The organism is Nitrobacter sp. 62-13, from assembly GCF_001896955.1.
Classification (GTDB): domain Bacteria; phylum Pseudomonadota; class Alphaproteobacteria; order Rhizobiales; family Xanthobacteraceae; genus Nitrobacter.
Map to the genome: position 1 here is coordinate 1 of NZ_MKRN01000016.1, position 16,006 is coordinate 16,006.

19 protein-coding genes, 1 tRNA gene and 2 pseudogenes are annotated in these 16,006 nt (G+C 58.2%); 7 read left to right on the forward strand and 15 right to left on the reverse strand.

Annotated features, from left to right (window positions below):
• Positions 1-486: 486 nt before the first annotated feature.
• Complete coding sequence (locus tag BGN91_RS02140; RefSeq protein WP_292610319.1) at positions 487-948, reverse strand: Hsp20 family protein; 462 nt, start codon at positions 946-948, stop codon at positions 487-489.
• Between the two features lie 220 nt (positions 949-1,168).
• Here BGN91_RS02140 and BGN91_RS02145 point away from each other — a divergent pair, with 220 nt between their 5' ends.
• Positions 1,169-2,113 carry an alpha/beta hydrolase gene (locus BGN91_RS02145; protein ID WP_292610320.1) on the forward strand — a complete coding sequence of 315 codons (945 nt, stop codon included), beginning with the start codon at positions 1,169-1,171 and terminating at the stop codon, positions 2,111-2,113.
• On the opposite strand, the gene hisN is transcribed toward BGN91_RS02145, so the two are convergent.
• Entirely contained in the window at positions 2,110-2,895 is a 786-nt protein-coding gene (gene hisN, locus BGN91_RS02150) for a histidinol-phosphatase (RefSeq protein WP_292610321.1), read from the reverse strand. The genes BGN91_RS02145 and hisN overlap by 4 nt on opposite strands.
• A gap of 490 nt (positions 2,896-3,385) precedes the next feature.
• The gene (locus BGN91_RS02155; RefSeq protein WP_292610322.1) at positions 3,386-4,273 is read right to left on the reverse strand and encodes an N-formylglutamate amidohydrolase; all 888 of its coding nucleotides are present in this window, start codon (positions 4,271-4,273) and stop codon (positions 3,386-3,388) included.
• Positions 4,274-4,459: 186 nt separating this feature from the next.
• Here BGN91_RS02155 and cpdR point away from each other — a divergent pair, with 186 nt between their 5' ends.
• Positions 4,460-4,819 (forward strand): cell cycle two-component system response regulator CpdR, encoded by a 360-nt coding sequence (cpdR, locus tag BGN91_RS02160; protein WP_009797255.1) that lies wholly within the window; start codon positions 4,460-4,462, stop codon positions 4,817-4,819.
• Between the two features lie 73 nt (positions 4,820-4,892).
• A tRNA-Val gene (locus tag BGN91_RS02165) sits at positions 4,893-4,967 on the forward strand.
• 640 nt (positions 4,968-5,607) lie between these two features.
• Here the strand turns inward: BGN91_RS02165 and BGN91_RS02170 are convergent.
• The 7 genes from BGN91_RS02170 to BGN91_RS02200 form a co-directional block, all read right to left on the reverse strand.
• Positions 5,608-7,248 (reverse strand): recombinase family protein, encoded by a 1,641-nt coding sequence (locus BGN91_RS02170; protein WP_292610323.1) that lies wholly within the window; start codon positions 7,246-7,248, stop codon positions 5,608-5,610.
• Positions 7,232-7,744 (reverse strand): DUF2924 domain-containing protein, encoded by a 513-nt coding sequence (locus tag BGN91_RS02175; RefSeq protein WP_292610324.1) that lies wholly within the window; start codon positions 7,742-7,744, stop codon positions 7,232-7,234. The genes BGN91_RS02170 and BGN91_RS02175 overlap by 17 nt, the downstream gene beginning before the upstream one ends.
• A 3-nt stretch (positions 7,745-7,747) precedes the next feature.
• A complete protein-coding gene (locus BGN91_RS02180) occupies positions 7,748-8,158 on the reverse strand; it encodes a DUF3489 domain-containing protein (protein ID WP_292610325.1) in 411 nt (136 codons plus the stop codon).
• Positions 8,159-8,751: 593 nt separating this feature from the next.
• Positions 8,752-8,985, reverse strand: a complete 234-nt coding sequence (locus BGN91_RS02185) for a hypothetical protein (RefSeq protein ID WP_292610326.1) — start codon at positions 8,983-8,985, stop codon at positions 8,752-8,754.
• 260 nt (positions 8,986-9,245) lie between these two features.
• Positions 9,246-9,431 carry a DUF2934 domain-containing protein gene (locus BGN91_RS02190; RefSeq protein ID WP_292610327.1) on the reverse strand — a complete coding sequence of 62 codons (186 nt, stop codon included), beginning with the start codon at positions 9,429-9,431 and terminating at the stop codon, positions 9,246-9,248.
• A 145-nt stretch (positions 9,432-9,576) separates the two neighbouring features.
• Positions 9,577-9,738 carry a hypothetical protein gene (locus BGN91_RS02195; protein ID WP_292610328.1) on the reverse strand — a complete coding sequence of 54 codons (162 nt, stop codon included), beginning with the start codon at positions 9,736-9,738 and terminating at the stop codon, positions 9,577-9,579.
• A gap of 225 nt (positions 9,739-9,963) precedes the next feature.
• Positions 9,964-10,164, reverse strand: coding sequence for a hypothetical protein (locus BGN91_RS02200; protein WP_292610329.1), 201 nt, complete (start codon positions 10,162-10,164; stop codon positions 9,964-9,966).
• Positions 10,165-10,760: 596 nt separating this feature from the next.
• Between BGN91_RS02200 and BGN91_RS02205 the strand changes: the two genes are divergently transcribed.
• A complete protein-coding gene (locus tag BGN91_RS02205; RefSeq protein WP_292610330.1) occupies positions 10,761-12,194 on the forward strand; it encodes a DUF1254 domain-containing protein in 1,434 nt (477 codons plus the stop codon).
• Positions 12,195-12,229: 35 nt separating this feature from the next.
• On the opposite strand, the gene BGN91_RS02210 is transcribed toward BGN91_RS02205, so the two are convergent.
• A complete protein-coding gene (locus tag BGN91_RS02210) occupies positions 12,230-12,607 on the reverse strand; it encodes a thermonuclease family protein (RefSeq protein ID WP_366408190.1) in 378 nt (125 codons plus the stop codon).
• 231 nt (positions 12,608-12,838) lie between these two features.
• Here BGN91_RS02210 and BGN91_RS02215 point away from each other — a divergent pair, with 231 nt between their 5' ends.
• Complete coding sequence (locus BGN91_RS02215; protein ID WP_292610331.1) at positions 12,839-13,039, forward strand: hypothetical protein; 201 nt, start codon at positions 12,839-12,841, stop codon at positions 13,037-13,039.
• Between the two features lie 127 nt (positions 13,040-13,166).
• Here the strand turns inward: BGN91_RS02215 and BGN91_RS02220 are convergent, their stop codons facing one another.
• Together BGN91_RS02220 and BGN91_RS02225 are read right to left on the reverse strand one after the other, a co-directional pair.
• Positions 13,167-13,535, reverse strand: coding sequence for a hypothetical protein (locus BGN91_RS02220; protein WP_292610332.1), 369 nt, complete (start codon positions 13,533-13,535; stop codon positions 13,167-13,169).
• A 74-nt stretch (positions 13,536-13,609) separates the two neighbouring features.
• Positions 13,610-14,182: a hypothetical protein gene (locus BGN91_RS02225; protein ID WP_292610333.1), complete on the reverse strand. Its 573-nt coding sequence runs from the start codon at positions 14,180-14,182 to the stop codon at positions 13,610-13,612.
• A gap of 49 nt (positions 14,183-14,231) precedes the next feature.
• Here BGN91_RS02225 and BGN91_RS02230 point away from each other — a divergent pair, with 49 nt between their 5' ends.
• Entirely contained in the window at positions 14,232-14,435 is a 204-nt protein-coding gene (locus BGN91_RS02230; RefSeq protein ID WP_292610334.1) for a hypothetical protein, read from the forward strand.
• Between the two features lie 149 nt (positions 14,436-14,584).
• Here the strand turns inward: BGN91_RS02230 and BGN91_RS02235 are convergent, their stop codons facing one another.
• Complete coding sequence (locus tag BGN91_RS02235) at positions 14,585-14,794, reverse strand: hypothetical protein (protein WP_292610335.1); 210 nt, start codon at positions 14,792-14,794, stop codon at positions 14,585-14,587.
• 129 nt (positions 14,795-14,923) lie between these two features.
• On the opposite strand from BGN91_RS02235, the pseudogene BGN91_RS17625 reads away from it, so the two are divergent.
• Positions 14,924-15,037, forward strand: a pseudogene (locus BGN91_RS17625) (MAPEG family protein); the annotation flags it as partial.
• A gap of 41 nt (positions 15,038-15,078) precedes the next feature.
• On the opposite strand, the pseudogene BGN91_RS02245 reads toward BGN91_RS17625, so the two are convergent.
• Positions 15,079-15,369, reverse strand: a pseudogene (locus BGN91_RS02245) (F0F1 ATP synthase subunit B'); the annotation flags it as partial.
• Positions 15,370-16,006: the final 637 nt, after the last annotated feature.

Here is a 16,006-nt window from a genome sequence, read left to right on the forward strand (position 1 = left end):
AATTCGCCGTCCGAGATTCCAACCCGATGTTCTCCCGCTCGAACGATGGCCCGCTCATCTTAAGCCCAGTACCTTTCCCGGCCGGGATGTGAGACATCCCGAAATGCAATCCGTATCTATGGCGCACCTTGGGCGGTCGCGGCACCCCGATCGACAATCCTGGGGCCACCACTCGCACGCCGCGAGCCGAAGTTTTGAGAAGCCAAACCTGGTGCCCAACGTCCTCGGTGGAAAGCCGGTTTGCCATGTCCACAGCCGGACATCGGACGCCTGCATTCGCGGCAAAAACCCGACGCCAAGCCGTCCGTCAAAATTAAGACAGTCTTGCTGTCCTAACCCCGACATTGCCAAATTTTTCTCTATCACACAAGCGTCTGTGAGTCCCTGATCGCAGGGAAGTTATGCCCTGCCGCGCAAAACAAAAACGCCCCGGTTTGCCGGGGCGTCTTGCGTTCAGCGCTTGAAAATCGCTTGCGACAGATAGCGTCAGGCGGCCGCCTTCTCGACCGCCGGCGCGGAGGGCGCGCTGGTTGTGATCGGAATGGTGCGGGGTTTCTTGGCCTCGGGAATCTCGCGGACGAGATCGACGTGGAGCAGGCCGTTCTCGAGCGAGGCGTTCTTCACCTGCACGAAATCGGCGAGCTGGAACGCGCGCTCGAAGGCGCGCGCCGCGATGCCGCGATACAGCACCTCGGACTTGTCCTGGCCGTTTTCGTTGGCGACCTTCTCGCCCTTGATCGTCAGCGTGTTTTCCTTCGCGACGATGGAGAGTTCGTTCTGAGCGAAACCGGAGACGGCGACGGAGATGCGGTACTCGTTCTCGCCGGTACGCTCGATGTTATAGGGCGGGTAGCCGGGCGCATCGCCGTGCGCCTGGTCGAGCAGATTAAAGAAGCGGTCGAAGCCGACGGTGGAACGATAAAACGGAGTGAGGTCGAAAGTACGCATAGGTCAGTCCTCCATGGAGCGACATTGAATAAACCCGCCCGCCAATCGGGCCGGGCTTTCGTCTGTGTGCAGCCTGATGATCCGTTTCCGGAGCACTGGTAGCGGCCTGCACAGAGGTGATATGGGAGGACTCAAAACTCGTTCAAGAGGCGGGCGCGTGCCCGCTTTTGTGGTGGTTCCGTCTTTTGGCATTCAGCCTTTTCCTCCAGCCGGTCCGGTCATGAGGCTTGTTTCGATCCCCGCAAATCCGGTTCCGGAAGATTACATCTGCGGCACCGTCCGGACCTCCGACGGGGTCGATCTGCGCTTTGCGCGATGGGCGCCGCCGCCGGGACGAAAAGGAACGGTTTGCGTATTTACCGGGCGCGGCGAACAGATCGAAAAATATTTCGAGACCGTATGCGATCTGCGCGATCGCGGCTTTGCGGTGGCGATGATCGACTGGCGGGGGCAGGGGCACTCGGCGCGGCAGTTGTTCGATTCCCGCAAGGGCTATGTGCGCCATTTCTCCGACTATGAGATCGACGTTCAGTCATTCGTGGAGCAGGTGGTGCTGCCCGATTGCCCGCCGCCGTATTTCGCGCTGGCCCATTCGATGGGCGGCGCGGTGCTGCTGCGCATGGCGCACGCCGGCAGACGCTGGTTCGACCGCATCGTGCTCTCAGCTCCGATGATCGATTTGCCGGGACGCCGCACCGCGTTTCCGGCGCGCGTGGTCCTGAGCGCAATGCGACTGTTCGGGCAGGGCGGTCTTTACGTGCCCGGCGGCAGCGATCAACTCACCGGCGTCGCCGATTTCATCGGCAATCCCTTGACCAGCGACCCCGTCCGCTTCGCCCGCAACGTCGCAATCCTCGAGGAGGACCCCACGCTGGGGATCGCCTCGCCGACCGTGGCCTGGGCCGATACCGCGTTCCGGGCGATGCATGATTTTCAGGCCCTGAACTATCCGTCGAAAATTCGCCAGCCGCTGCTGATGATCGCGGCCGGTGACGATACCATCGTCTCCACTCCCGCGATCGAGGAGTTCGCCTATCACCTGCGCAGCGGTTCGCACCTGGTCATTGCCGGATCGAAGCACGAGATCCTGCAGGAGCAAAATCGCTATCGTGCGCAGTTCTGGGCGGCGTTCGATGCCTTCGTGCCGGGCTCGCCGCTGTTTTAGCGATTCAGCAGTTTCAGCGCGGCCTCGTGTACGCGCGGATCGCCGGCGGCGACGACGCGGCCACCCCCCTGCGCGGGCTCGCCCTCCCATGTCGTGATCACGCCGCCCGCTCCGATGATGATCGGGATCAAGGCGGCGATGTCGTAAGGTTTCAGTTCCGTCTCGATGACGAGATCGAGATGGCCCGCAGCCAGCATGCAGTAGGAATAACAGTCGCCGCCATAACGCGTCAGCCGGACCTCGGCCTCGACTTGGCCGAAAGCTGCACGATCATCGCCATTCATCAGCAGCGGACTAGTCGTGAATGAAGTCGCCTCATTCAGCGATGCGCAGCGTCGCACCGCGAGCTTGCGCCCGCTCGACGGGCCCTGATAGCGCGCGGATCGGTTGTCGCCGCTGAAGCGCTCACCGATGTAGGGCTGGTGCATCATGCCGTAGACCGGCATGCCGCGATGAAGCAGCGCGATCAGCGTGCCCCAGATGGGAAAGCCGGCGATGAAGGATTTCGTGCCGTCGATCGGATCCAGCATCCAGACGTATTCGGCGTCTTCGTTCTGGTTGCCGAATTCCTCGCCGACAATGCCGTGCTGGGGAAAATTCGCCTTGATCATCCGGCGCATGACGGCTTCGGCGGCCCGGTCCGCCTCCGTGACCGGATCAAAGCCGCGGGGGCCGCACTTGTTTTCGACGCCGAGAAGAGACGTTCTGAAGAACGGTAGAATGGTTTCGCCCGAGGCCGTCGCGAGGCGGTCTATAAACGCGGTAAAATCGATCACCGTCACGTCTCTACCTCACCGGGCGATGTTCGCGCGCCGTGCGCGCGCCCCAAGTCGAGCGCCTCCTATACATGCAGGAATCGGAAGTCGCACCGTTTGCGATCCATTGCACGGCAGTTATCCCGCATGGCCTCATGAGAGGCCGGACTCACGGAGACGGCGAAATCGCCGTCCCGGAGTTGTGGCGGGAATGGGTCGATCAAGCCATGATGAACAATAAATTATTGATTTCATTTAACTAAATATGTCACTCGCGGCGGAATGCGTTAAAATAAGAATATATCTCGGAGCGGGGGAAAATCGTTTGAAATCCCTTGCTTTTTGTGCAGCGCGGCCGCATATTGTTGCGGTGCGGTAGCCCTCGCGCTACCGCTGCCCTCCTTGGGCGTTTCCTCCCTAGACTTGGGTCGCTTGTTTTGACGAGCGGCCCTTTTTCTTTGTCTGCCTGCTTGCAAAGCCGGGTTCGTTCACGCCACCCTCGCGATGAGGCGGCGGTCTATTCTGCGGCCGATCGGAACGTCCCGAGGTCGCCGAGCGGGATCGCGGCAAGCGCGTCAGCAAGCGTCATGAAATCCGCCGCGACCTGATGGAAGCGCGGGCCGCGTTCGCGACGGCGTTCATCCATGTAGACGGCGCGGTTGAGTTCGAACTGCACCGCGTGCAGTCCGCTGGCCGGATTGCCGTAATGCTCGGTGATGAAGCCGCCGGCGTAGGGCTTGTTGCGTCCGACCGAATAGCCGAGGCTCCTCATCATATCCTCGATGATGTTCGGAAGCAGCGGCGCGCAACTGGTGTCGTAGCGATCTCCGATCACGATATCCGGCCGCCGAGGTTCGTCGTGAGAAATGCCGGTGGACGGCATCGAGTGGCAATCCACAATGATCGCCGTTCCGAACGTCTGGTGAGCCTTGTGGATCAGCCGTCGCAACGCGCGATGGTAGGGTTTGTAAAGCAGTTCGATGCGGCCGAGTGCGTCGTCCACGCTGAGACGCTCGCGATAGATCTCCTGGCCGTCGCCGACGACGCGCGGAATGGTGCCGAGGCCGCCCGCGACCCGCATCGATCGCGTATTGGCGAAACTCGGCAAGCGGCCGGTGAACATCCGTGGGTCGAGTTCGTAAGGCTCGCGATTGACGTCGACGTAGGAGCGGGGAAAGTTGACCCGAACTACCGGAAAGCCGGCGTCGGTCAGTCCGCCGATCAGTTCATCCATGAACGAGTCTTCGGACCGGCGAAGACTGGCCAGGTCGATCCGCGACGCGGCCAGAAACTCCTCCGGGTAGACCGAACCGGAATGCGGGGAATTGAAAATGATGGGAGACCGCCACGTCGCCGGCTCCGCGATCTCGAAAGGGGGCGGCTGGCCGCCGTCAAATTGGGTCATTGCCGGACGTCATCCTGAAATTGCGCAGCCGTCTATCGAATGTCGGCTGGACACGCGCTTTTCAAGTCTGCATTGTCGATAATCGCAGCCATTCTGCCAAGCCAAAGTTCGCTTTCACCCCAAATTTACCCTCTTCAGGCTTAGTGGGGCGACTGCTCCTCCAAGTCGGGTCCCGATACCACCGCCATGCACAAAATTCTCCTCGCCGAAGACGACAATGACATGCGCCGATTTCTGGTCAAGGCGCTGGAAAACGCCGGTTTCAAGGTGTCGTCCTATGACAACGGCCTGTCAGCGTACCAGAGGTTACGCGAGGAGCCATTTGAAATGCTTCTCACCGATATCGTGATGCCGGAAATGGACGGGATCGAACTGGCGCGTCGGGCGTCGGAACTGGATCCCGATATCAAGATCATGTTCATCACCGGCTTTGCCGCGGTGGCGCTGAATTCCGATTCCGAGGCGCCCAAGAACGCCAAGGTGCTCTCCAAGCCGGTGCATCTGCGGGAATTGGTCAGCGAAGTGAACAAGATGCTGGCTGCGTAATTCATGCCCGCCCGTCCTTGCCTGCCAGCACCGGAGCCGATATAGGTCGCGGCGACCCAAGCGGACGTTTTCCGGGCGCGTAGCTCAGCGGGAGAGCACTACCTTGACATGGTAGGGGTCACAGGTTCGATCCCTGTCGCGCCCACCACCCAGTCTACTGTTTTGCCATTGTATAGAGACTGATCGGAAAGGCCCGCCGTTGGCGGGCTTTTCTGACCCTGGTTCTGTGGGTGGCTGTCTCCGTTCGTGGATCTGTCCGGTTTTCGGCCTCTGTCTCTGGTCCAAAAATTCCCGTTCCTGGCAGGGTCGGAATAACGGCCTGCGGCCGGGCGTCGCGCAGATCCCGGGGCGTGACACTGGTCCCGGAACGATGCCAGTCGAGTGGTCGTTAGATGGGTTTGTGTTTTGCTGTGCCAAGGGTTTAGCACCTCGATCGCTTCCCCGGATTCCAACTGCGCCAGAATGATCCGGCCTGCTTTGGTGATCTGCCAAGCTTTCGGGCTAGGAAGGATCAGTCCTGAGGAGAAGGCGTCGATTTTTGGAGCGAGTGTCGCAAGCCGCCGAAGCTGAGCGCTGCACTCACGCGAGGATGGCGTTTGCAGATTGCGCCTGATCGTGTCGATTCGCTACGGCCGTCGGGTCGCGTAGACAGCACCTTCAACACGCCAATCTGAAACGATACCAACCCAATCCCACGCAACGTCCCCACACCCAGATGATTCGTGAGACCATACGAACACCAAAAGTGACCGGGTTGGTATGTGCAGCCGTTGCTCCGACGAACATGACTAAAGCGTGGGCAATCCAAGCTTCATACATTGTTTCGACCACGCGGGCGGTGCATCGCGTAGTTCCGCAATGCCTATGCCACGGGGCAGGCGACCTTCGATTGCGGCCTTGACCAGTGGCGGCGCAAGAAAAGCCATCGACAGCGTCAGATTGATTTGCCGAACGCTGCATTTTTGCCTGATCGCAATCTGTTCGATTGTAAATTGTCCGGAGACGATCTCGTCCAGCCATTGCCGGCCGCGTGCAATGGCACGGATCAGGCCAGCGCGACGCTCTGCGCGGATCGGTCGTGTTCGCTGGATTGAGGCGGATGCAGGTTGGATCACGTCCCGGAATTTGCGCATCGGCGGCTTGGTCCAGGGAATCAGGATGACCTCACCTTGATCGAGCGCGGTGCCGGCTTGAGGCAATTCGCGATCATGATCTGGCGTCGGTTCAATCGCTTTAATGGTAACAGCCAGGTGTTTGGCACGAACCTCGACCTTTGCAATATGGGCTGCAACGGCATTTTGCTCCGAGAGCGACCGTGAGCATTCGCCGGATTCCATCAGTCGGTCACGCACGGCATGGGTGACCAACGCCTCGATCTGATCTGCTGGGACGCGAGATACGGACCCCAGCGGATCATCCGAATGACCGCGTTGCAGCGGTTGGGAGATATAATAGCGGTACCGTACGCGGTTCCTGGTGGCGTGAGTTGGGATCATGCGGTTGCCAGCATCGTCGAACAGCAGTCCCGAGAGACACGCTTTGGATTTTTGCCTAGCACGCGTCCGATGGGACCATTGTTCGGTCAGCTTGTCCTGGACGGCCTCGAACAGGGATCGCTCAAGCAAAGCCGGTTGTGGTCCGGGCAGGACCTCGCCCTTGAATGTCACCTCGCCGATATAGAACCGGTTGCGCAGCATATAGAACAGCGGGCCTTGGGTGAACGGAACGCCGCCGCGGATGGCCCCGCTCGAGAGCTTGCGCACTTTGGAGGTCAGTCCTTTTGCTCTGAGATCAGCGACGAGACGGTTGACGCTGCCCAATTCAAGGTAGCGCTCAAAAATGAGCCGGACGGTTTTTGCTTCGTCCTGGTGGATAGATAGCTTGCCATCGTTGAGCCCGTAACCGAGCGGAACCATGCCTCCGACCCACAGGCCCTTGCGCTTGGAGGCGGCAATCTTGTCGCGGATGCGCTCGGCGGTAACCTCGCGTTCGAACTGGGCAAAGGACAAGAGGACATTCAGGGTCAAACGGCCCATCGATGTCGTCGTGTTGAACTGCTGGGTCACCGAGACGAAGGACACGCCATGAGCGTCGAACAGCTCAACCAGTTTGGCAAAGTCGGCCAGGGACCGCGTCAGGCGGTCGACTTTATAGACGACAATGACATTGATCTTGTGTGCCCTGACGTCATCGAGCAACTTTTGAAGGGCAGGGCGGTCGGTTGATCCGCCCGAGAACCCTCCATCGTCATAGCGCATCTTGATCAGCGTCCAGCCCGCATGCGCCTGGCTGCGGATATAGGCCTCAGATGCATCGTACTGGGCATCGAGCGAGTTGAATTCCTGATCGAGCCCGGCATCGGTCGAGACGCGGGTATAGATCGCACACCGGACGGATTTGCCAGACACCGATTTACCAGGCGATGTCATATGGTCCCGCAGACCCAGCTGCGGTCCGCAGACCAAAGAACCGCGGCCCGTTCCATTTGGTTCCGGTGATGGCAAGGGCGACTTTGGACAGGCTCTCATAGGTTTTGCCCTCAAAGGCAAAGCCGTCGGCGAGCACCATCACCCGATGGTCGCGTCCGTTCCATTCGCGGGCTAGGATCGCGCCCGGCGCAAGCTCCTGGTTGCGCTGATCTAGCTTGTCGGTCAATTTGGTGATCGCAGCCGATCCGCCTAATCCAACGGCAGCCTTCAATATCTGCACCATCCCCGCATCGAGATCGCCGAAGGCATCGGCCTGGATGCGATACGCGAGCATGGCGAACAGCAAATGCTTCGGCAGGTGAACGTGGACTGAGCGACCCGTCACACTTTGCCATCGGAGGCGAAGGGCCCTGAGATCAAGATCACCCAGACGCGCGATCTCGGTCTCAAGGGACGCCGCATCGATCGTGCGACGAGATTGTCTTCGAGGCGCCATCGCTTAGGCGGCCTTAGCCGATTTGCTGATCCCATCCGCTGCAGGTTTGATGCGATAGCGTCGGACCTTGTCAACGAGTTCGGAATCAAGATCGAGCTTCAGTTTCTTGCGAATGACACCGGCAAAGAACCCGCGCACCGAATGCGGCTGCCAACCTGTCGCCTTAACGATGGCTTCGATCGTGCAGCCATTTGTCGATCGCAGCAGAGCCATCACCTGAGCCCGCTTGGAGCCGGTGCGAGCGCCCGATGCTTTCTTCGGCAAGGCGGATGCGCCGGTAGCTGGTGATGCCTTCGATGCCGCTGGCCTCTTTGTCTTGGTGGCAACGTGTTTGGCTTTAACCGATCGGTTGGCATCTGATTTTGAGATCGGTTGTTTGGTCGATGCTGGCTGCTTTGATTTGGCTTTCGTCATGAGGATCTCCGTCGTTGCGGGGGGGGGCGCCCCACCACCGCTGCCCCGCGGTGGCTAAAAGCCGGCGGGGCAAGATCCTGACGAGCCTATTCGCTCGCTATAATAGCCGTAGTAACGCTCCGTTGCCGCAGCAAAGCCAGTCCTTTCTGAGCAATCTTGTTGCTCGCTTCGCGGATCGGTGCCGGGCGTGAAAGTTCTCGGGCCAGCATCAAACTACGAATCTGGGGGTCAGAGGTTCGAATCCTTTCGGGCGCGCCATCTAGCCAGAAAATCAATAGTTTAGAGATGCGTTAGACTCTGTTCTGTAGGGCGTAGCCGATTGCGCTTTTGGGGTGTGGGCTGGGGTGTGGGTATTTGCTCGTTATCGTCAGGGTCCCATCCGTTACCGTCCACTGCAATCCGTTTCCGGCGACCGCTGAGAGTGCGGAATCACGCGTGGGGTTCGTGCGGGCAGGGTGCTCGGTGGTCGGAATGACCCGCACGCCGGATGGCGAAGAACTGACCAGGAATGGTGGCGACGAGAAGTAAAATATCAGAACCAATGACGAAAGCCGTCAGTCCGAAATGGCTGGCGGCCTTCGTTATTTCAACAATCAAAGAAGTGTCTTCGCAGAAAATGCAGGGAGTACTTGGCGTCCTTTTTGGGCGCGCTCGCCCGCTAGGATTCCCGCATTGGCCAGCCGTATGCGATGCCTTGTCCCCTTTAGCCATGCCGACAAAATGGCGCCTGCGACCAACTGCTCCGTATCGTGTCCGATCGCTTGACCTGTCGCCTTCAGATAATCGAGCGCAATGAGCAATGCTTCAGTAAGCGCAGGGTCTGGCATGGGCGATAACCGGGTTCCGAATTACGGATTTAGCGACTCCATTGTGGCTAAAATTGTTCGTGCAGCTGATTACGAAGCCATGCCCCAATACGATTGAAGGGCGGCGCGTCGATCGGCTCGACTGTCCTCTTTCAGTTCATCAAAGCGTTGATGAAGAACGCTAGCCCCATCTTGATCTCCTGTATCTTCTCAAGGTCAGGCGTGTCGGGTTCTCTTCGCTGGCACCCTTCCGCAGCGTCGGCTTCCTTGACGTCAGCCCGTCAATCTGTTTCCCGGATTCTCCACGGGCGACATTTTCCATGTGGTGCTCTAATCGAGCATTCTTGATCGCGCAGTTCTTGTTCGGCCTGATGCTCAAACTCCTTGTCCCTTCCGTTAGGAAAGCCGGCTTGCTGCCACAGTTCATCCATGCGGCGTTGGATCTGCTCTCGTGTCGGTTCGCTCATGCGCGAACTTCCAGCGGTGCACGGCCCCGCAAGGGGCTTTGAGGACGAAGGTACGGGACCACGCGGGGCGGTGGGCGGCCACGGCCCATGAACATAATCTGCGATGTAGCGGGCTAAGTCCGCCAAAGCAGATGTTCCGTGAGACTTACCCGTTGCTGCGCCTCCAAGCTGCGCCTTCGGCGAGCGCGGTCCATTCGGCGGCGAGCTTCAGCCATGCTTCCTTGTCGAGCACGTATCTAGCGTGCTTAGCGCGCGCATAGCACTCGTCCGCTATCGCGCGATAACGTCCGATGTTCTGGTCGGACATTCATTTGGGATTGTGCGCGCGGTCCATCGGGTCACCGCATGGTCTCGGAGCCCGTCGCGGGACTCTCGATGTTTCGGAGAGGGGCGTATGCGCCCGTCCGGTGAAGGTCTCGCAGTCCGCTAGCGAGCTGGCGAAGGTTGTTCCTCGCCGCGCCGGCGGGGAGCTTGCGCGCACGCCGAAGCGCGTCGGCTGCGTGCAGTATGATTGGAGCCTTGGGTGCGTCAGTCATTTCGGCGGCCGCAATCCGGAGGATGAGAGCCACGCGTCTATGCGTGAGGCTTTCTCGGCCTGCTCGGCCCGGTTCAGAAGAAGCTCGCGGTCTTTGCCGGATGGGAGGTCTGCGGCCTCGTCCCTGAGACGCAGAGCCTCGTCTTTGAGCCGTTGTTGGAAGGTCTTCTCGTGCTTGACGCGCATACGCTGATTCATGACGCTGTTCCTACAAAGGAAGGTGGCGCGCAATTCAGGGCAATCGTCATATACGAAAGGGTGGTGAGAAATTGTGCGTTAAAAATTGACAAAGCGCGAATATTTTTTGTGGAGCCATCCGGATTTTTTCATCGCGCCGTCGTGAAAATTAGTTTTGTAAGCTTCCTGTAAGGAGCCTTTGCCGCAGCAGTCGTCCGCGCCGTAACGCTCGGAGCATTGGTGGTTCGCTAGGCCGCTTTCCATTCCTAATGGAAAGCCCGATAGCTCCACGGCAGACACAGCTGCCGGCTCATACCGCACGTTCGGTTCGCAACCACGCATGGATTTAGGCCAGCGTTCCGCTCGGCAATACGTTGAAGCTTATTACCGTTCAAAAACCGGCGCTGGCGCTTCTATGACGGGCAGCCGAGCTGGAGGATAGGGTGCGGTGGGGACGATAGTTGTGCGGGACCAAGCGGAGCAACTCACAGCCCAGCGCGTCGATGCCAGCGTCTGACCGTAGCAGACTTCCTTGATCCAGATCAACAAAACGCTGCGTTTCGCTGCTTGTCTGACTCCAACCGTCCGTCCTTTCGGGGTGTCCAGGAGCAGCCATCATGAAGAAGCATCTGTCGTCGCTTGCTGCGGTGCTGTCGGGTATAACGCTCATGGTATCGATGTTGGCCCCGAGCGCTGCCCAATCGATTTCCGCAGGCGAGGCCCAAGCTATCGCTGCGGAGGCGTACGTCTACTTCTATCCGCTCGTGACGATGGACGTGACGCGCAAACAGCTCAACAATTCCGATCCGAAAACCGCAGGCATCGGCGGTGCTTCCAACACGTTCAATAATATCGCGGCCTACCCCACTGCGGACATGAGGGCAGTGGTACGACCTAACTTTGACACGTTGTATTCGAGCGCTTGGCTGGACCTGACGCACGAGCCCATGATCGTTTCGGTTCCTGATACCGGCGGCCGTTATTACCTGCTACCGATGCTCGACATGTGGTCCGATGTGTTCGCGTCGCTAGGTTCGCGTACAACAGGCACTAAGGCGGCCAATTTCCTGGTTGCGCCTCCGGGCTGGAATGGGGACTTGCCGGAAGGGGTCACACGCATCAATGCGCCGACGCCCCATGTCTGGATAATCGGTCGCACCAGGACGGATGGCCCCGCTGACTATGCCACAGTCCACGAAGTGCAGAAGGGCTACAGGATCACGCCGCTATCAGGATGGGGAAAACCCCCGGTCGTCGTCACGCAAACCATCGACCCTAGCGTCGACGTCAAGACACCGCCGAAGACGCAAGTTGATACGATGGCGGGTGATAAGTTTTTCGCGTATGCAGCCGAGTTGCTCAAAGTCAACTCGCCGCACATCACAGATCAGCCGATCATCTCGCGCATGAAGCGGATCGGCCTCGAAAAGGGAAGGAGCTTCGACATTACCAAAATTGACGCGACCGCACGGAAAGCCATCGAAGGCGCGCCGGCAGAGGGTCAAAAGCTGATGGCTTGGAAGGTCCCGACGTTGGCTCGCGTAGCAAACTACTGGTCCATGAATACTGACACGATGGGCGTTTATGGGACCTATTATTTGAAGCGTGCGATCGTAGCCCAGATTGGACTTGGTGCTAATCTGCCGGAAGATGCGATCTACCCGGTCAGCATCGGCGATGAAAACGGCAAGGCGCTAGACGGTGCAAACAAGTACATCATCCGCTTCGCCAAAGACACGATGCCGCCGGTCGACGCATTCTGGTCAATCACCCTGTATGATAATGAAGGTTTCCAGGTTGCGAATCCGGTAAATCGCTTTGCGGTGAGTAGCTGGATGCGGTTCAAGCGCGACGCCGACGGGTCGCTGACGCTGTACATCCAGAACGAAAATCCCGGCAGCGATCTCGAAACCAACTGGCTGCCTGCGCCTAAAAGCCCATTCAACCTCACCATGCGCCTCTATGCGCCGAAGTCGGAGGCGTTAACTGGCGTGTGGAATCCACCGTCCATCATGCGGGTCAATAGTGATAATACTATTGGCCGGCGGTGACGACAGATGCTGGAAGTCCGCATCCTGAACACCCGCTAGCCGCCCGCCATTCCTGATGCACGCCCGATAGGCCCACGGCACGACATAGCTCCCCGCCCAAACACCATGGGCCGCGCGCTCCGCTTCCTTTGAGCGCCAACATATCGACCCTTTGAGTATCGAGGCCAATCGAACGCAAGGCCGTTGCGCACAACCCAAAACGCAACGTCTTCACCATCGATCGAGCAGACCGCGACCGTGCGTCCGTATTGATCCCGGCCGACGCCTTCGCAGCTTACGGGCCTGCCCGCGACATGCTCGGCAAGTTCGTTCGCCGCTTTTGGCTCCGCAGCGATATTGCAAGCTGTCGTCACCGCGACATAGTTGGGAAGATTCTGGCGCGTCGATACCCGACAGGCGAATGCGCTGCCCATGGATTTCGAGCGTATCGCCGTCGATGACCGTGGCTTGTCCAGTGATTGTTTCGGCGAGTGCAGGCGACGCGAAGAAGAGTGCGAGCGCCGCTAGAAGCAATCGTTCCATAGGGGCAATTTCCTTTATACCGATTGTCCCTATGTGAGCTTCGTCACAGCAAAAAAGAGAGCGGCCTATCATGCTCATATTCACGATGGACGTGGTGTCCATCGCAGCAAGGAAATATGCATATGATCCGCGAGTTGACGGAATCCGGCATCGGTGAAGTTTCTGGCGGCCTACAGGCCGGTTATAAATTTTGTTGGGATGGTCCGGCAGGAACCGGCGTGTACCCTTCCTATACCGATTGCGGCCCAGGACCGACCAATAGACAGGTCTACAGCGCTTTCTTCGACGGCTTCAATAAGACCTCTGGTCAGCCGCCGATTTGATAAGCACAGCTCGGGTCGCCCAACTCAGCAACTCCATCGCCTCGATGTTCGTCTTGGCGATGGATTGCTTAGTCTTGATTGGAAGTCGAACACGAAAAAGACTGAGGGCGACAGTACCGTCTCGCAATCAAGCCGTCCGGGTGCGGAATACCACGACTACAAATAGCGCCATGGCCGAAACCACGATCAGTGACCCGACGATAGGCGCTGCGATATAGGAATTACCATTCACCAGCACGAGGGCAATTCCGGCGGGGAACAGAATGCTGCCGATGATGTGAAGCCCGCCCTGAATCCGGGCTAACTTCATTCGGCCTGCGGCGGGAAACAATCTGTAATACAGGCCGAATAAAAATAGCAGCACCCCGCCGACAAGATTTAGGTGCGCATGGGCGGGCGCAAGAACAAAGTTCTGCTGAATCCCCATTGCTATGCCGGCAATCATGCCCGTCAACAGAATCACCACGCTCACGCACATCATCAATGAACCGATCATCGTCCTTTTTCCCAATTGATGGCCCGACTAAAATGGGCGAGCGCGATGGGGTTTAGCAAAATCTCGTCTCCAATTCACCTTCCGACCGCTCGTCGACCAAACCGATTCACGTCAACCGGCTCGCGAAGCTTCGGCAAGCCCTTCGGCCGATCGGGATAAATGAACTCTTCACCGCGAAGCCATCGTCCATTGAAACGATCCCAAAACTGAATCGCGTCTAGCTGCATGGCGAACTCATAGACGTACCACAGGCCGTCACGTTCGATGCGCTCACCCGTCCCGTCAAACGGGATGCTATTCATTTTGCAAACCGCGTCGATGAATCCCCAATGCCCGCGTGCGTAGCTATCTTCAAGCGCGACGTGGTAGGGCCTTGATTTCTTCCACCGATATTCACCGTTGCCGCGCTCGTGAAAGTCGCGACGCTGCATCATGCACTCGGGCAGCCGTGCAATGCCGTTCGCGATGCGCCGGGCTTCGTCTGAGGTCAGGTAGTTGTGAGCGAAGCCGATGTCTTGAAGATCGTCGCGGCAACGCACGTAAGCCAGCGGCACGCCCTTGGCGTCACTGACAACGAACGGCCCCGCGCCATCACGGTGGACTTGCCAGGGCGGTGGAAAACGACGTTTGTGACCGCTTGACTCCATAAGAACATAATAAGAACATTATTCCGCTCGGTCAACACGAAACAGCGACATGAAGGCCAGTCTCAAACCGGACAAACAAACGGAAGCCGAGAGATTGGAGGTCGCGGTCGCTCAGGCAATAGCGGCCTGCGACGGCGATGTTCGCGCGACGATCCGGGCGTTGCTCGTAGCGAACAAATTTCTAGAAGCGCAAATCTCGCACGGTTATCGACGCGGCGTGAGGCACGGAAGATTCAACACCTATTCGGGATAACGGTGATGGGCTGGCGCTCGCAAGAGAATTACGAACTGACGAACGAACGCGACTTCAATCGCTTGCCGTGGCGTGATCGGAAGATCATTCAAAAGGCCGGTGGGTTGCAGCGCCAGCGATCGTGTTCCCCTGCATCATGGCCAGTCATTTCAGGTGATCGCGCCATCGCCGATGGTGTTGACGACCCTTGTCAGGCTGTCGAATGTACAAGCGCGAATACCGGGTCGGGATAGGAGGGTTGGATGAACGAGCGTCAAGCTCTGGTCTCTATCAAAAGGATGATAAAAGGGGCCTGCGACCTCGATGATATCGAAGCCGTTCGGGATCAACTCCATACGATGCTCTTCATCGCGAACCATGCGCTTGTTCCTGTCCAGCGCAAACCGACGAAGAAATAGAAAACCGGACCGACGACGGAGCCTCAATTGACCAGCACGGCCTTTGCTTTGATTGGGTTCATAGCGTGGACGTTGGCCCTATTGGTCCTCATGGAAACGATTCGGACCTGCCTGGTCGTCGCAGGCAAGGTGCCAGCAAATAGATTCACACCTGACAACAGCAATCTGTCGCCATTTATGCAGCGTCTAGCTCGCGCGCATGCCAACTGTATCGAAGGGCTGCCATTGTTCCTGGCAGCGATCCTGCTCTCCGCTTCTGCGAGCCGAGTCGCGAGATTGTCATCGAGCGACTCGCGCGCTTCTACCGCAGCCTGGTTCACCTTCTCTCGTGCCTCAGCTCGATGGCCTGCGCGCGCTCGCGCCGACGCGAGCTCCCCCTCGTATGCGCTCAGCGCCGCATTTGATTCCTCCTTTAGCTGCATCGCTTGAGCAAGATCACCTTCGATCGTGTTCTGCCGAGCATCGATAAGGCTTCGTACACGTGGCAGAGCGATTCGTGAGATGGTGACATAGAGGAAAGCGAAGGTGATAGCCAGTCACACTAGCTGGGAAGCGAACGTCGAATGATCGAAGGGCGGAAATGCGCTCTTGTGTACGCTACCATCGACCGCCGTATGGGTGGCGGTGTTCTCGGCGTTACCTCGATTTCCAGCCATGCAACTCTCCTGCTGCTGTCATACATGCGGCCGAACGGAAGCGACACAGAATGACGAGGGCTTCGGCTCAATCGGGTAATCAAATTTAAATGGGAGCTATGGAGTGGATGAACGCGTTCGCGGGATTACTAAAAAATGATACCGGGTGGGGTATTAAGGCGACGAGCCTGAGATTTTGGAGAGCAAGATACGTTTCGCTTTGGTATTTTTGCGGAACGCCGCGCGCTGCTTGGCGTTGATGTTCATCAACTTGGTCCTAACGACATGGTGCGAGGATTTGGTCGGTCCTCTAACGTTGCGCGTACCAAAGGGAAAAACAATGACAGACGGTGCTTTCAACTCTCCCACCATCCAACTTCAAAGGGATCAACGCGGTAAGATTTGGCTGGACAATCCTATAACCTCATTCATAGCGCTAATTCTGCTAGGTCTTTTGATCGTTCGTATTCTTTACAAGCACGTTCGCTTGTAAAATTACTGAGTGTCCTGGCTGCTCAAACTGCCCACCTATCTAAAG

What these genes read in the sequence shown, in the direction of transcription:
- BGN91_RS02140 (WP_292610319.1), bottom strand. Translation starts at nt 948, where the DNA reads ATGCGTACTTTCGACCTCACTCCGTTTTATCGTTCCACCGTCGGCTTC.
- BGN91_RS02145 (WP_292610320.1), top strand. Translation starts at nt 1,169, where the DNA reads ATGAGGCTTGTTTCGATCCCCGCAAATCCGGTTCCGGAAGATTACATC.
- BGN91_RS02155 (WP_292610322.1), bottom strand. Translation starts at nt 4,273, where the DNA reads ATGACCCAATTTGACGGCGGCCAGCCGCCCCCTTTCGAGATCGCGGAG.
- cpdR (WP_009797255.1), top strand. Translation starts at nt 4,460, where the DNA reads ATGCACAAAATTCTCCTCGCCGAAGACGACAATGACATGCGCCGATTT.
- BGN91_RS02170 (WP_292610323.1), bottom strand. Translation starts at nt 7,248, where the DNA reads ATGACATCGCCTGGTAAATCGGTGTCTGGCAAATCCGTCCGGTGTGCG.
- BGN91_RS02175 (WP_292610324.1), bottom strand. Translation starts at nt 7,744, where the DNA reads ATGGCGCCTCGAAGACAATCTCGTCGCACGATCGATGCGGCGTCCCTT.
- BGN91_RS02180 (WP_292610325.1), bottom strand. Translation starts at nt 8,158, where the DNA reads ATGACGAAAGCCAAATCAAAGCAGCCAGCATCGACCAAACAACCGATC.
- BGN91_RS02185 (WP_292610326.1), bottom strand. Translation starts at nt 8,985, where the DNA reads ATGCCAGACCCTGCGCTTACTGAAGCATTGCTCATTGCGCTCGATTAT.
- BGN91_RS02190 (WP_292610327.1), bottom strand. Translation starts at nt 9,431, where the DNA reads ATGAGCGAACCGACACGAGAGCAGATCCAACGCCGCATGGATGAACTG.
- BGN91_RS02195 (WP_292610328.1), bottom strand. Translation starts at nt 9,738, where the DNA reads ATGTCCGACCAGAACATCGGACGTTATCGCGCGATAGCGGACGAGTGC.
- BGN91_RS02200 (WP_292610329.1), bottom strand. Translation starts at nt 10,164, where the DNA reads ATGAATCAGCGTATGCGCGTCAAGCACGAGAAGACCTTCCAACAACGG.
- BGN91_RS02205 (WP_292610330.1), top strand. Translation starts at nt 10,761, where the DNA reads ATGAAGAAGCATCTGTCGTCGCTTGCTGCGGTGCTGTCGGGTATAACG.
- BGN91_RS02210 (WP_366408190.1), bottom strand. Translation starts at nt 12,607, where the DNA reads ATGGGCAGCGCATTCGCCTGTCGGGTATCGACGCGCCAGAATCTTCCC.
- BGN91_RS02215 (WP_292610331.1), top strand. Translation starts at nt 12,839, where the DNA reads ATGATCCGCGAGTTGACGGAATCCGGCATCGGTGAAGTTTCTGGCGGC.
- BGN91_RS02220 (WP_292610332.1), bottom strand. Translation starts at nt 13,535, where the DNA reads ATGATCGGTTCATTGATGATGTGCGTGAGCGTGGTGATTCTGTTGACG.
- BGN91_RS02225 (WP_292610333.1), bottom strand. Translation starts at nt 14,182, where the DNA reads ATGGAGTCAAGCGGTCACAAACGTCGTTTTCCACCGCCCTGGCAAGTC.
- BGN91_RS02230 (WP_292610334.1), top strand. Translation starts at nt 14,232, where the DNA reads ATGAAGGCCAGTCTCAAACCGGACAAACAAACGGAAGCCGAGAGATTG.
- BGN91_RS02235 (WP_292610335.1), bottom strand. Translation starts at nt 14,794, where the DNA reads ATGGTTCGCGATGAAGAGCATCGTATGGAGTTGATCCCGAACGGCTTC.